Raw genomic sequence first — 13,267 nt, forward strand, 5'->3', positions numbered from 1 at the left:
CTTCGGGCAGGCGCAGCCGGCACGGGGCGATTACTGCTCCATGATGCGTTCGATCTTCTTGACCGACTTATCCATCTCCGGTTTGGCATCCGCGCCCATAAAGATTTTCTTCAGACTGGCTATCCACATGTTCTGCCATTTTGGCGTGTTGGTCCCGGCGGTCGGGTAGGCCTCGGTCACGTTGAGGGTGTCAATATAAGGCGTCACATCGACCTTCTTGATTTCCGCCGCCCAGGCTTTCGCCGCCACTTTATTGGCCGGGATCACCACTTTCGCCAACTCGGTTTGCGAAGCTTCGGTGCTCATAAACTCGATGTATTTCCAGGCTTCTTGTTTATGGGCGCTGTTGGCGGACATGGCGAACGCCAGGCTGTGCGCCACGCCGGATTGACGTTCGATTTTCGGCATCATTACCACGCCGATATGGTCGTTAATCAGCGGGTTGTTGGCGAACGGGGCCGCTAACCACGAGCCGGCATACACCATGGCCGCGCGGTTGGACTGGAAGATGTTCTCGGTTTTGACTTCGCTCATTTGCTGGGCGCTGGGCATCAGCCCGTCTTTCATCATTGACTGCAGTTGCTGATATACCCAGATGGACTTGTCGTTGGCGATGTCGGTCGGCTGGTCGTCTTTCGGGACGATGTGGTTGCCGTTCTGGAACAGCAGGTTCATGTAGCTGTCCTGGCCGTCGATGCTAAGGTCCATTACCAACGGGAAGGCACTGCCTTTCAAGCCGGTTTTCAAGGCTGCGGCTTTGGTTTTCAGGTCGTCCCAGTTCCAGTCGCTGGTGGGGTAGCTGACACTGGCCTGATCGAACAGCTTTTTGTTGTACCACACCGCAATAGAGTCCACGTCGCGCGGGATGGCCATCTGTTGGCCGTCATACTGATAGGCTTTTACCGAACTGGCGACCACGTCATTTAGCTTGACGCTGCTGCCGCTAATATAAGGTGTTAAAGGTTGCATAATGCCGTTTTTGGCATATTGAACAAAATAAGGCATATTTATCCAGAATATATCTGGTGCTACGCCGCCAGCTGCGGCGGAATCCAATTTAACGAAGTATTGTGCCGACGGCGTTAATTCTATGGCTATTTTAATGTTTGGGTTTTCTTTTTCAAATCGCTTGGCGATTTCCTGCTCGGCCGGTAATTGATTTCTGTCCCATACGGCATAACGCAAAGTTATTTGATCGGCGGCATATAACATGGTCGGCAATAATAATGCCGTCGCAATGGCAGAATGCGCCAGAAGACGGCCGGTATTTTTTATCGGTGACATTGCTTTCCCCTCGGTGGACGACGAATAAATATTTTCGTAACGTGAATTCTTTCTATCCCTTAACTTTCAATGTGTCAATACACCCCGATCTGCCCAAAAATGGGGCACTAATGTTTCGATGTTGTTAAGACTGAAAGGTTTGGGGCGTAAACCGAAAGCGTAAGTTGTTCACAATTCGTTAACCTTTTGCGGCGGTTTTGGCCCTGCCGTAGGGCAATGACTGGCCGCTGGGGTCATAGGAATAAGTGATAACCCTTGCACCATAATGGGGATTAAAAACATTTTTATTGTGCATGTCTGGGTATCTTTCATTTTTGTGATGCAAATAAACAAAAAAATTGTATCGGCAGGCTTTGCCTCGACGTAAACGCCGTTTTTTGAATGACCACTATTGTTTGAATCGATAAAAGGGTTTAGCCTGAAAATGACTCATCGGTATTTCCCCATTAGAGCGAGATTATTGCTATGCGCCTTTCATTGACTTTTACTCACAGTCTGGAAAAGATATTTCACAGCCACAATGCACCACAGATTGATCAAATAAATAAGTTGAGTGGCCTGAGCAATGAAATGATTTCCTGGCAGGGGGTTTATTGCCTTCACCGGGCAGATAACGAAACTCGGCGTGAATTAAGCTACCGTCTTGAGGGATCCTTGGCGGAGTATATCAGCGTGCGGCAGGTGCAATCGGTACCCAGCCACTTTCCCTGTTATGCCCAGACCGATGAGAACTATCTGCGTACCGAGCCGGGGTTATTTCCCGATCCGTTGATGCCGCTGGCCGAGCAGCGTTTCTTTGTCGCCAACAATTATTACGGCTGCCTTTGGCTGACCTATACACCGCCGTCGACGCCTGTGCCAGGCGGGGATTACCCGCTGAACCTGACCTTGTTTGATGTTATCAGCGGCGAAGCCTTGGCCAGCGCCGCCCTGACGCTGCATATCGTCCCGGTTGAACTGCCGCCGCAAACCCTGTTGCACACCGAATGGGTGCATACCGATTGTCTGGCGGATTATTACCGCGTGCCGGTGTTCAGTCCCGAATACTGGCTGGCGGTACGTAACTTTGTTCGCTGTGCGGTCAACAGTGGAGTCAACATGCTGCTGACGCCGATCTTCACGCCACCGCTGGATACCGCCGTCGGCGGCGAGCGCACCACGGTACAGTTGATTGGCGTACAGCGTTCCGCGCAGGGTTATCGGTTTGATTTCCAGCGGCTGGCCCAGTGGGTGGATATGGCGCAGGAAGAGGGGATTGAACATTTTGAGATTTCCCCGTTGTTCACCCAGTGGGGGGCGGCGCATGCGCCAAAAATTCTGGTGGAGATCGACGGCGCACTTTGCCCGCTATTCGGTTGGCACACTGACGCCCACGCGCAGGAGTATCAACAGTTTTTGCAGGCGCTGTTGCCGGCGTTGACCGCCTGGTTCCGCGATCGCCAGTTGCAACAGCAGGTCTGGTTCCATATCTCGGATGAGCCGACGCTGGAGAACATCGCCGTTTATCAGCGTGCCGTTGCCGCCTTGCGCCCGCTGCTGGCAGGATTTCGCACTTTTGACGCGCTGTCAGACTACGCGTTTTACCGGCAAGGCCTGGTGGAAACGCCAGTGGCCGCTACCGACCATATAGACGCTTTCCTTGAGCATCAGGTTCCGGGCCTGTGGGCCTATTACTGCTGCGTGCAAAAGACCGAGGTGGCCAACCGTTTCTTTGCTCAACCTTCGGCGCGTAATCGTATTCTGGGCATCCAGCTTTACCTGTACAACATCAGCGGTTTTCTGCACTGGGGGTTCAACTTCTATAACAGCGGCCATTCGCGAGAAAAACTTAACCCCTACGCGGTGACCGATTGCCGAAATGCGTTTCCTTCCGGCGACGCCTTTGTGGTTTACCCCGGCGAAAACCTGACGCCGGTGGAGTCGCTGCGGTTACGGGTGCTGCATCAGGGCTTGCAGGACATGCGTGCGCTGCAGCTGTTGGAAAGCCTGACGGATCGCAACACGGTAGAGGCATTGATTGAACAGGAACTGGGGATGCGTATCACTTTTAAACGTTATCCGCATCAGGCAGCACCGCTGCTGCGGCTGCGTGAAGCGGTGAATCAGCGGATCGAAGCGCTGATTTAATTGGCATAAAATGCGGCGAGGGGGCGACAAGCAGAGTGTCGCCACCAAGTTTTCAATAATTTGCTATACCTGATAGGTCGAGGGATTTCATTTTTTTGTCATGTTACTGACATGTTAGGGTCATAGCGCTGGCTTAATTTTGCAGCGACTAAGCCAGGAGATAACGCGATGTTTAGCTTGGACTCTCTGTTGCATGATGCATTTCCACACCGCAATACCCCTGCCTGGCAGCGTAGCCTGCTGAGAACTTTACTCTTCGAAAAAGAATTCAAACAGTTTGCCGCCGATTATCCCCATCTGAAAGGCCTGGATCTGATCGAGCAGGTGGTGGACTACTTCAACCTCAGTTGTGAACTGGTGGATGGCGATCTGGAAAACATCCCGAGCCAGGGACCGGTGGTGCTGGTGGCTAATCACCCGATAGGGTCACTTGACGGACTGGTGTTGCTGCGTGCGGTCGCGGCGGTGCGGCCGGATGTCAAAGTGGTGGCCAGCCAACTGCTGACCTACATCGAACCGCTGCGCAGCCTGTTTGTACCGGTGGACAACGTCGCCTATAAGACCAGCCGCAAGCAAATTGAAGGTATGCAGGCGCAATTGGACAAGCAGGGTGCGCTGATCCTGTTCCCCGCAGGCGAAGTGTCGCGCATGAGCCCGAAAGGCATTCGCGACGGGCATTGGCATACTGGTTTCTTGCGTCTGGCGGCCAAGGCGCGCGCACCGATTGTGCCGATCCACATCAGCGCCCGTAACAGCAATTTATTCTACTTCACCTCCCTGGTTTATCGACCTCTGTCCACGCTATTACTGGTGCGCGAAATGTTCCAGCAGCAGGGCGGGCGTATTAAAATCCGCGTGGGTGGCCGTATTCCCTTTGCCAACTGGCACGACGGCCATACCAGCGCGAAAGATCTGGCGGAGCGTTTCCGCCGTCACGTTTATCGCCTGGGGCAGGGTAAAGAAGGATTGTTTGCCAGCGAATCTCCGATCGCCTTGCCGGAAGACCGACTGGAACTGAAGAAAGCGTTGGCAAACTGTGAGCGGCTGGGGGTTACCCCGGACGGCAAAATCATCTTCCTGTATCGCCGTCAGGACGAAGCGCGAACGCCTATCCTGCGTGAACTAGGACGCCTGCGCGAAATCGCTTTCCGCGCGGTGGGGGAAGGCTCCGGTCGCCGCCGCGATCTGGACAGCTACGACGACGACTATTACCACCTGGTGCTGTGGGACGCAGACGAGTTGGAGATTGTCGGCGCTTACCGCTTTATCCCAACCGCCGAGCAGTTGGAACGCAAGGGCCTGGAAGGCATTTACAGCAACAGCCTGTTCCATTATGACCGCGATATGGCACCTATTCTGGCGCAGGGCATTGAGCTGGGCCGCAGTTTCATTCAGCCGGCCTACTGGGGCAAACGCGGGCTGGATTATCTGTGGTTGGGCATTGGCGCCTACCTGGCGAAGTACCCGCAGTACCGCTATCTTTTTGGCCCGGTGTCCATTTCGGGTGGGATGCCGGTAACGGCGCGTGATCTACTGATCGCCTTCTACCGGCTGTATTTCTCGCCGGACAGCGCGCTGGCGCAGTCGCGGCAGCCGTATCCCGCCTCGTTACCTCAGGTGCTGGCGCAGTTTGCCGGCGATAACTATCAGGAAGATCTGGTGCGACTGAAAAGCCTGTTGAGCAATATCGGCTGTTCGATCCCCACGCTGTATAAACAATATACCGAGCTGTGTGAACCGGGCGGGGTGCAGTTCATCGATTTTGGCACCGATCCGGCCTTTAATAACTGTATTGATGGGCTGGTGCTGGTCGATCTCACTCGGCTTAAACCTGCGCGTTTCCAACGTTACATCGCAGTGCATCAGCCGCACGAGGCGTGCATAGAGTAATTGGCGTGGCGCTCATGCGTTTTTGATCTAATCCGAAGCTTGGCGCCGGCGGGGGGAAATAGCCTAAGATAAGGCTTTGTTCCTCCGCCGGAGTTTTTCATGCCACAGCCGTTCGCCCCGTTTTTGTTGTCCGCCGAAGATCCCGCCGCCGTCGCGATTGAAACGCCAAAAGGCCTCGCGCCCTTCTTATTGCTTTGCGATCACGCCGGGCAGGCGATACCGCAGCAATTGGGCGATCTTGGGCTGCCGCCCGGCGAAATAGACCGTCATATTGGCTGGGACATCGGCGCACTGAACGTTTCACGTCACCTTAGTCGCCAGCTGGACGCTCCGCTGATTCATCAGCGCTATTCACGTTTGGTTATCGACTGTAATCGGACACCCGGCATCCCCAGTTCCATACCAGAACTGTCCGAGTTGACGCCGATCCCCGGCAACGTGGGCATTGCGGCCGAACAGGCGCTGGCGCGCGAGCATGAGATTTTTCTGCCTTACCATCAGGCGATAACCGACAGCCTGGATGCGCGCCAGCGTAGCGGCTTGCCGACGGCGATCGTTGCCATGCACAGCTTTACGCCGGTGTTTAAAGGCAACGCGCGCCCGTGGCAGGTCGGACTGTTGTTCAACCGTCAGCCGGAGTTCGCGTTGTTGCTGGCTGAGCTGCTGCGTGAAGAAGGGGATTTGCAGGTGGGCATCAACGAGCCCTATGCCATGACCGACGCGACGGACTACACCCTGCCGGTGCATGCTGAGCGCCGGCAATTGCCCTATGTCGGTATCGAGATCCGCCAGGATCTGCTTGCCGATCAACAAGGTCAACAGGCCTGGGCAGAACGCTTCGCCAGACTGTTACCGCAAGCCTGGCATCGCTGGCAAATTTGACTTTAGGAATATTCCCAGTGATGATAACTGTAAGGAAAGTGTCAACGTCATTGGGAAGTGCCAGGAGCGTCAAGTGGAGCAGAATGATAACGGATTGTTTATCAAGCAGGAGCGCTTTGAAGTACTGGCGATTCTGCGTGAGATTTGTAAACAACGTACGCCGCTACGGGTCGTAAATGAGAAGCAGCAGTTTCAGAGTTTGTTATTGAGCGTCGGGCCGGACAACATCGTGTTTAGCGGCGATGAGGTGGATGCGACGGTTGATGGCGAATACACCATCGTGATTGAAAGCCCTGATGCGAAGATCGAGTTCTCCGTAGGTCGGGCCGAATTCATCGAGCAGCAGGGCGTCAATGTCTGTTCAACCCAATTGCCGAAGCAGCTGGTTTACATCCAGCGCCGCCGTCAGTTCCGTGTGACTACCCCTCACTGGCGCCAGTTTTTGTGCAGTGGTGAATACGCCGATGGCAGTGAATATCAGCTGAGGATCCACGATCTGTCCGCCGGTGGTGTAGGGCTGCGCGTTGACGGTCCGTTACCGCCAAACCTACAGCCCGGCTTCCAGTTCAAAAAAGCGTTGTTGGATCTTGGCAGCTACGGCAGTTTCAAGGTCAATATGGAGCTGGTGGTGATCAACGACGATCATGAGCTGGATGACGACGACAACATGGTGCATTTTTCACGCCTGTCGTGCCGCTTTATGAAACTGGGTTTGGCCATGGAAAGAAAAATTCAGAGTGCGGTGTTTGCGTTTGAATTGGACTTCAATAAAAAGAAAAAACGCTAACCAAGACGCGAGGGGCAGCTGGCTGCCCCGTCACTCACGGCCTATTTCAAGGCGCGCAGACTGCCAATTTCCTCCAGGCCGAAATGCTCCGCTTCCGCCAGAACATCACAAACTTCCCCCCCGGCGGTCACGATCGCCTCATCGAGACTTTTGCCGTGCAGCAGATGGCTGACCAGCAACGCGGCGAACATATCCCCGGTGCCTTTGACCTTTGATTGAATTCTGGGGTGGGTATAGCTTTGCACTTCGTCGTACTTGACCAGCAGTAACCCCAGTTGATCGTCGTTTTCCGCCACGCCCGGAGCGCTGGTCACCAACACCCACTCGGTGGTGTCATTGAGCAACGCCTGTGCGGCCTGCCGCGTCTGTTCCTGAGTGGTCAGAGGGTGACCGCAAAGCTGCTCCAGTTCGAAGCCGTTAGGGGTCAGGCCATTGGCCAATTGCAGGAAGGGGGAGCGGTAGCAATCGACAATGCGCTTATCGACATAAACCCCTTCGCCGTAATCGCCCATCACCGGATCGATATAAATCTTTATCTGCGGATTGATCGCGCGCACGCGCTGTAACCAGGTATCCAGAATATGGCATTGGTCGACATTGCCCAGATAACCGACAATCACCGCCCGGGTGCGATTCATCACGCCGCGGGCCAGCAAATCCGCCAGAAAACCGCCGAACCACTCGGCGGAGATCACGCCGCCGCTGGGCGCACCGTAATAAGGGGGGCAACCGAACAGCACGCTGGGTACCTGCAGCACTTCCAGCCCCTTTTTCAACAGCGTGCGGTAGGCTATCCCGTTGCCGACGCTGCCATACACCACCTGAGATTGAATACTGATGACATCAATCTGCGGCGGCTGTAATTGAGAAATTTGTTGCATCTATCACTTCCTTGGTTCGATTTTATCCAACCAGCGCGTAAATACCTGGCGGGCGCGTTGCTCCAATTCTGTGCCGTAACGCGCAGCCTGTTGGCGCAAAAGCTGCGGCACGATGCCGGCCAGCTCCAGTTCACAGGCATGTCCCACCAGCCACCGTTCCAGATCGCGGTGATCGGCTTCCAGATGGAACTGTAGCCCAAGGGCGAAATCCTGATACTCAAATGCCTGATTAGGGCAGATATCGGTGCCCGCCAGGCGGGACGAGCCTTCGGGGATCATAAACATATCGCCGTGCCAGTGAAGCACCGGTGTGGACGCCAGTGGCGCCAGCACCGAGTCTTCATTATCCGTCAAGGTTAAGGGAGCGTAACCGATCTCTTTCACGCCAAGCGAAACGACCTCGGCACCCAGCGCCTGGGCAATCACCTGCGCGCCGAGACAAACACCGATCGTAGGCCGTTTTTGCTGGAGACGCTGGGTAACCAGTGCTAACTCATCGTTGAGAAACGCATAGTGTTGCTGGCCGGCGAAGTGTTGAGCGGCGCTGATTGGCCCACCTAGCACCACCAGCAGGTCGGTATCCTCGTTAACGATGGTGCGGATGTCGTCACGGCCCGCGTCGAAATAATCAATCTGATAGCCACGTAATGACAGCAGTGAGCCCAGAATGCCGAGGTTTTCAAAATTCACATGTCGGATTGCGACAACTTTTTTCATTGTTGTGGCACCTCTTGGCTATGAGGGTAAGGTTCCAGTTCCAGCGTATCGCCCAGGATGGTGATGCCGCCAATGCCGCTTTGGTAAATTATCCGGCGCTCTTTGACCTGGCTGATACTCAACTGGTAGCCCTGATCGGCAGGGAACAGCGCCTGAGCCTGCTGAAGCTGATCGGCAGCCCATGGCGTGAACATCTGCAAGCGACCGAAGGCTTTCCCGCCCTGTTTAATATCCAGTACGTAATGTTTTTCCATCTTTACCCCTTAACTTTTCCGTTCGAAACAGGTAATCTATTTTGAACTAATACAAAAAGGTTTTATGTATGGGATCATTGTATGCAAAAGGCGGCAGCGCTGTCCAGATTGCTGAACAGATCAGCACGCAGATAAAGCAGGGTGATCTGCAGCCGGGTGACCTGCTGCCGCCGGTGCGTCAATTGGCCGGCGAGTTGGGGGTCAACCCCAATACCGTCGCCAGCGCCTATGCCAAGCTGCGTGATGCCGGTTTGGTGGCTACCCGCGGGCGTGCCGGTACTCAGGTACTTGAGCAACCTTTAATGACGGTGCGCAATGTTCGGCAAGTGCCTGAGGGGATGGGGGATTTGGCGAGTGGTAATCTGGATGCCACGCTGCTGCCGGCTCTGTCGCTGGGCGCCGAAGACGTTTTCCCGCAGCAAACCGGATATGACGTCAGCGGGGATTTACCGGCGTTATGTCGGCTTGCCGGCGACTGGCTGGGCCAGCAGGGCGCAGAGTTGGGGGAACCGGCGGTGTTTTCCGGCGCGCTGGACGCTATCGAAAAGGCGTTGCGTATCCACGCGGCGCCGGGAGCCGCGGTGTGGGTGGAAGATCCCTGCTGGCCACCGTTACTGACGCTGTTGCGGCATCTGCGGCTGAAGCCTTTGCCGTTACCGGTTGATGAACAAGGGTGCCGCTTGCCGGAAAAAGAGGCCGCACCTCTGGGAGCCGCGGTGATCCTGACGCCTCGGGCACAGAACCCGACCGGCATGTCATTAAGCGCGGGCCGGGCCGCGAGTTGGCGGGAATTCCTGTCGCAAAACCCGGGCTGTCTGGCGATCGTCGATGACTTCTGGGGACCGCTGTCGCAGCGGCCGCTGCATTTGCCCTTTACCGCAGACAATGGCCTGTATGTGTTATCGCTGAGCAAGTTCCTCAGCCCAGATCTGCGTATTGCGCTGGCCTGCGGCAAGCCGCAGCTGCTGCAGACCATGCGGGCGGATCAATACATTCGCGAGCGCTGGGTCAGCCATATCCTGCAGCAGATTGCCGTTAAACTGTGGACGCAGGCCCAGCAAGAGGGGCTGTTTGCACGGGCGCAGCAAACTTATCAGCAGCGGCGTGACGATTTGTCCGAGCGGCTGCGCACATTGACCGGCGTGCCGGTATCGCCGGGAGAGGGAGTGCATATCTGGTTGCCGGTGCGTTCAGAAGCCGCCGCCAGCCAAATGATGGCGCAGCGTGGCTGGCTGGTGCAGAGCGGCGAGCCCTTCCGCCTGAAAAGCGGCCCGGCGATCCGCATCAGCCTGGCTAACCTTGAGCCGGCGCAGCTGGAAACGTTGGCTCAGGATCTGGCCGTCGCCATCGGCACCGGCACCGTGGTTAACTGAATCAAACAGCATCACCCGCTAGCGCCAGCAATTGCAGAGAGGCGAGGCGGGCGGCAGGCTGGCTGATCGGGGTATCAATCACAAACTCCTCTACGCCGTACTGTTGGTGTAACTGATCCAGCTGTTGACGCACCTGCTGGGCGGTCCCCAGCAGTATGTGGCTTTCGCGCGGTTCGATACGGTAATCGGTAGCGCCGGCCTGTTGCACAAAGCTTTCCGCCTGCTCAAGACTGCCGACGGTCACGCTTTGCCCGCCGGTCACGTGGACACGATACTGCTGGATCCCGGCTGCCAGATCCTTGGCCTGGCTTTCGCTGTCGGCGACGATCGCTGCCACCGCCAACAGGGCTTTTCGGCCACCGCTTTGCTCACTGTAATGAGCCAGCGCCCGCCGGATATCCTCCGGGTTGCCATTGAGATGAGCGGCAAACACAAAGGCCCAGCCGTGTTCGGCGGCCAGTTGGGCGCTTTCATTGCTGGCGCCCAGCAGAAAGCGTTGCGCCGGCTGAACCGGCTGTGGCGTTGCGCTCAGGCCGGGCTGTGCATCATCGTTCAGATAGGCATTTAGCTGCGCGAGCTGTTTAGGGAAGTCAGGCTTATTCTGCTGATCGTGCGCGGCCTGCAGCGCCTGAGTCGAGAGCGGTAGCCCGCCAGGCGCTTTTCCCACGCCCAAATCAACCCGGCCCGGTGCCAGCGTGGCCAGCAGATTGAAGTTTTCCGCCACCTTATAAGCGCTGTAATGCTGCAGCATGACGCCGCCGGAGCCGATACGGATCCGTGAGGTTTGTCCGAGCAAATACGCAATCAGCACTTCAGGGGAAGGGCAAGCCAGCTGCGGGGTATTGTGATGCTCCGCCAGCCAAAAACGGCGGTACCCCCAAACTTCCGCCTGCTGTACCAGATGCAGCGTGCGTTTGAGCGCCTCGGCGGCGCTTTCTCCTTCGGCAATCGGACTTTTTTCCAACACGCTCAGGGCATAAGCCATTTTCCTGTTCCTTTATCATCGATGATTGATGACAAATACCATGCAGAACACCAGCGGCGTAATATTGATTGGAGATAGGATATTCCATTGATAAAAAACGGATTTAGATATGCGCGAGGTGGTAAAGGGGCGCGTGGTTGACGCGCCCGATTCACATCAGGACTCCAGCCAGACCTTCAGGCGAATAGCGTCGCTGTAGTGGCCGTAGCGCTGCTTTGAGCCGAGGAGGATGATCACCACCGGCTGCCCCTTGATCAGGGTTCGCATCACCAGACAGTGGCCGGCTTCGTTGGTGAAACCGGTCTTTTGCAGCTGAATTTTCCAGGCCGGATTGTTGATCAGCCCATTGGAACTGCGATAAACCAGCTGTCCCCGACCAGGACGGACGATTTGCTGTTTGTCGGTGCTGAAACGGCGAATGGTCTGATAACGGTAGGCATGATTCACCATTTTCAGCAGATCCCTGGCGCTGGCAACGTTGCGCGGCGTCAGGCCGGTCGGATCGTAAAAGCGGGCGTGTTTCATGCCGAGGCTGCGTGCTTTCTGATTCATTTTCGCCACAAAGGCTTTTCGTCCCCCGGGATAGCCGCGGCTCAACGCGGCCGCCGCACGATTTTCCGATGACATCAGGGCGATGTGCAGCATATCGCGCCGGCTGAGAATGGAGCCCAGGGTCAGGCGCGAATGGGTCTTCTTGAGCAGATCGCGGTCGGCAGGAGTGACTTTTATCGGGTTGCCCAGCGGGCGTTTGCTGTCCAATACCACCATGGCGGTCATCAATTTGCTCAGCGAAGCTATCGGCAACACGCGGCTGGCTTGTTTCTGATACAGCGTTTTACCGGTACGCTGATTGACCACCAATACCGAAGCAGAGTGAAGCGCCAGCGGCGCAGCAGCCTGCGCAGAGGGCTGAACCAACAGCAGCGTGAGAATCAAAATGACGCCGAAGCCTGAGGTGGAAAAGCGAAAAAGGGAATTCAATAAATGCATGGCAACCGTGACTACGTTCCTGACTGATGAAAAAATATCAGCAAGAGTCTGCACAGCAAATGTGGAGAAAATAAGGTGACCCTTCCGGATCTGAAAACCCGGCGGTAACGTTCTGGCGTGAGGGGAAGGCAGGGAGGCGGCTATGCGCCTCCCTGGCAAGGCATCAATACACTTCTGGCACGACCATATTATCCGGCACCGGGCTGCGACTGTAGTCCGGGCTGCGTTTGCGTGGCGGCAAGGTGATCACGTTGCCTTCGGCTTCTTCGTAGGGCACTTGCTTAAGCAGATGGCTGATACAGTTAAGCCGGGCCTTTTTCTTGTCGACACCCTGAACCACCCACCATGGCGCCTCAGGAATGTTAGTGCGTGCTAACATGACTTCTTTGGCCTCGGTGTAATCCTCCCAGCGGCGGCGGCTCTCCAAATCCATTGGGCTGAGCTTCCACTGCTTGAGCGGATCGTGAATGCGACTGAGGAAACGCAGTTCCTGCTCATCGTCGGTGATCGAGAACCAATACTTGACGATTTGAATGCCACTGCGCGTCAGCATCTTTTCGAACTCCGGTACGCTGCGGAAAAACTCTTCGTATTCCTCGTCGTTGCAAAAGCCCATCACTTTTTCCACTCCGGCACGGTTGTACCAGCTGCGATCGAACAACACCATTTCGCCGGCGGCCGGCAGGTGGGCGATATAGCGCTGGAAGTACCACTGGGTACGTTCGCGATCGTTGGGGGCGGGCAGCGCGGCCACACGGCAGGTACGCGGGTTCAGACGCTGGGTGATGCGTTTGATCACACCGCCCTTGCCGGCGGCATCGCGGCCTTCAAAGATGATCACCAGACGGTGACCGGTACGCATCACCCAGTCCTGCAGTTTGACCAATTCACCCTGCAGCCGCAGCAATTCGCGAAAATACTGTTTGCGCCAGGCTTTTTTCTGGTCGCTGTCCACCTCGGTGTCGTCAAAGCGCAGGTCGTCCAGTTCCATTTCCAGCTCTTCGTCATAGCTGTCGTAGAATTCCTGCAGCAGGCGCTGGTTGAAGGTGTCGTCGTGATTAAATTCATGCATAGCCATAGTTGATTCTCCGTGTTAG

The 13,267-nt window shown here is 56.0% G+C and carries 12 protein-coding genes; 5 read left to right on the top strand and 7 right to left on the bottom strand.

What is annotated here, in order from left to right; all coding sequences use genetic code 11:
- Window positions 1–30: 30 nt before the first annotated feature.
- Window positions 31–1,284 carry a sugar ABC transporter substrate-binding protein gene (locus tag NR114_RS04925; protein ID WP_234529194.1) on the bottom strand — a complete coding sequence of 418 codons (1,254 nt, stop codon included), beginning with the start codon at window positions 1,282–1,284 and terminating at the stop codon, window positions 31–33.
- A gap of 465 nt (window positions 1,285–1,749) precedes the next feature.
- Between NR114_RS04925 and NR114_RS04930 the strand changes: the two genes are divergently transcribed.
- From NR114_RS04930 to NR114_RS04945, 4 genes are all read left to right on the top strand, one after another.
- Window positions 1,750–3,411 (top strand): DUF4091 domain-containing protein, encoded by a 1,662-nt coding sequence (locus NR114_RS04930; RefSeq protein WP_306217629.1) that lies wholly within the window; start codon window positions 1,750–1,752, stop codon window positions 3,409–3,411.
- A 168-nt stretch (window positions 3,412–3,579) separates the two neighbouring features.
- Window positions 3,580–5,301, top strand: coding sequence for an ornithine lipid synthase OlsF (olsF, locus tag NR114_RS04935; RefSeq protein ID WP_129940657.1), 1,722 nt, complete (start codon window positions 3,580–3,582; stop codon window positions 5,299–5,301).
- 99 nt (window positions 5,302–5,400) lie between these two features.
- Window positions 5,401–6,183 carry an N-formylglutamate amidohydrolase gene (locus tag NR114_RS04940; protein WP_020827037.1) on the top strand — a complete coding sequence of 261 codons (783 nt, stop codon included), beginning with the start codon at window positions 5,401–5,403 and terminating at the stop codon, window positions 6,181–6,183.
- Window positions 6,184–6,256: 73 nt separating this feature from the next.
- Window positions 6,257–6,970 (top strand): flagellar brake protein, encoded by a 714-nt coding sequence (locus NR114_RS04945; protein WP_234529196.1) that lies wholly within the window; start codon window positions 6,257–6,259, stop codon window positions 6,968–6,970.
- Between the two features lie 41 nt (window positions 6,971–7,011).
- Here NR114_RS04945 and pdxY read toward each other — a convergent pair whose 3' ends face one another.
- The 3 genes from pdxY to NR114_RS04960 are packed head-to-tail and all read right to left on the bottom strand — an operon-like array spanning window position 7,012 to window position 8,822.
- Complete coding sequence (gene pdxY, locus NR114_RS04950; RefSeq protein WP_048758763.1) at window positions 7,012–7,851, bottom strand: pyridoxal kinase; 840 nt, start codon at window positions 7,849–7,851, stop codon at window positions 7,012–7,014.
- 3 nt (window positions 7,852–7,854) lie between these two features.
- Window positions 7,855–8,568, bottom strand: a complete 714-nt coding sequence (locus tag NR114_RS04955; protein WP_048758765.1) for a glutamine amidotransferase — start codon at window positions 8,566–8,568, stop codon at window positions 7,855–7,857.
- Window positions 8,565–8,822, bottom strand: a complete 258-nt coding sequence (locus NR114_RS04960) for a hypothetical protein (protein WP_048758766.1) — start codon at window positions 8,820–8,822, stop codon at window positions 8,565–8,567. Before NR114_RS04960 ends, NR114_RS04955 begins: the two co-directional genes overlap by 4 nt.
- Window positions 8,823–8,890: 68 nt before the next feature.
- Here NR114_RS04960 and NR114_RS04965 point away from each other — a divergent pair, with 68 nt between their 5' ends.
- Entirely contained in the window at window positions 8,891–10,195 is a 1,305-nt protein-coding gene (locus NR114_RS04965; protein ID WP_115058746.1) for an aminotransferase class I/II-fold pyridoxal phosphate-dependent enzyme, read from the top strand.
- A 1-nt stretch (window position 10,196) separates the two neighbouring features.
- On the opposite strand, the gene NR114_RS04970 is transcribed toward NR114_RS04965, so the two are convergent.
- The 3 genes from NR114_RS04970 to ppk2 all read right to left on the bottom strand — a co-directional run bounded on the left by NR114_RS04970 (window position 10,197) and on the right by ppk2 (window position 13,248).
- Entirely contained in the window at window positions 10,197–11,180 is a 984-nt protein-coding gene (locus NR114_RS04970) for an MsnO8 family LLM class oxidoreductase (protein WP_197820978.1), read from the bottom strand.
- A gap of 156 nt (window positions 11,181–11,336) precedes the next feature.
- Complete coding sequence (pbpG, locus tag NR114_RS04975) at window positions 11,337–12,170, bottom strand: D-alanyl-D-alanine endopeptidase (protein ID WP_234529199.1); 834 nt, start codon at window positions 12,168–12,170, stop codon at window positions 11,337–11,339.
- A 163-nt stretch (window positions 12,171–12,333) separates the two neighbouring features.
- Complete coding sequence (gene ppk2 / locus NR114_RS04980) at window positions 12,334–13,248, bottom strand: polyphosphate kinase 2 (protein ID WP_020827029.1); 915 nt, start codon at window positions 13,246–13,248, stop codon at window positions 12,334–12,336.
- Between the last annotated feature and the right edge of the window lie 19 nt (window positions 13,249–13,267).

It is taken from the genome of Serratia sp. Ser99, from assembly GCF_024519545.1.
Lineage (GTDB): Bacteria > Pseudomonadota > Gammaproteobacteria > Enterobacterales > Enterobacteriaceae > Serratia > Serratia liquefaciens.

Coding starts and splice junctions, on each gene's coding strand:
- NR114_RS04960 (WP_048758766.1), bottom strand. CDS start 8,822: ATGGAAAAACATTACGTACTGGATATTAAACAGGGCGGGAAAGCCTTC.
- NR114_RS04955 (WP_048758765.1), bottom strand. CDS start 8,568: ATGAAAAAAGTTGTCGCAATCCGACATGTGAATTTTGAAAACCTCGGC.
- NR114_RS04965 (WP_115058746.1), top strand. CDS start 8,891: ATGGGATCATTGTATGCAAAAGGCGGCAGCGCTGTCCAGATTGCTGAA.
- NR114_RS04970 (WP_197820978.1), bottom strand. CDS start 11,180: ATGGCTTATGCCCTGAGCGTGTTGGAAAAAAGTCCGATTGCCGAAGGA.
- ppk2 (WP_020827029.1), bottom strand. CDS start 13,248: ATGGCTATGCATGAATTTAATCACGACGACACCTTCAACCAGCGCCTG.
- olsF (WP_129940657.1), top strand. CDS start 3,580: ATGTTTAGCTTGGACTCTCTGTTGCATGATGCATTTCCACACCGCAAT.
- NR114_RS04930 (WP_306217629.1), top strand. CDS start 1,750: ATGCGCCTTTCATTGACTTTTACTCACAGTCTGGAAAAGATATTTCAC.
- pdxY (WP_048758763.1), bottom strand. CDS start 7,851: ATGCAACAAATTTCTCAATTACAGCCGCCGCAGATTGATGTCATCAGT.
- pbpG (WP_234529199.1), bottom strand. CDS start 12,170: ATGCATTTATTGAATTCCCTTTTTCGCTTTTCCACCTCAGGCTTCGGC.
- NR114_RS04925 (WP_234529194.1), bottom strand. CDS start 1,284: ATGTCACCGATAAAAAATACCGGCCGTCTTCTGGCGCATTCTGCCATT.
- NR114_RS04940 (WP_020827037.1), top strand. CDS start 5,401: ATGCCACAGCCGTTCGCCCCGTTTTTGTTGTCCGCCGAAGATCCCGCC.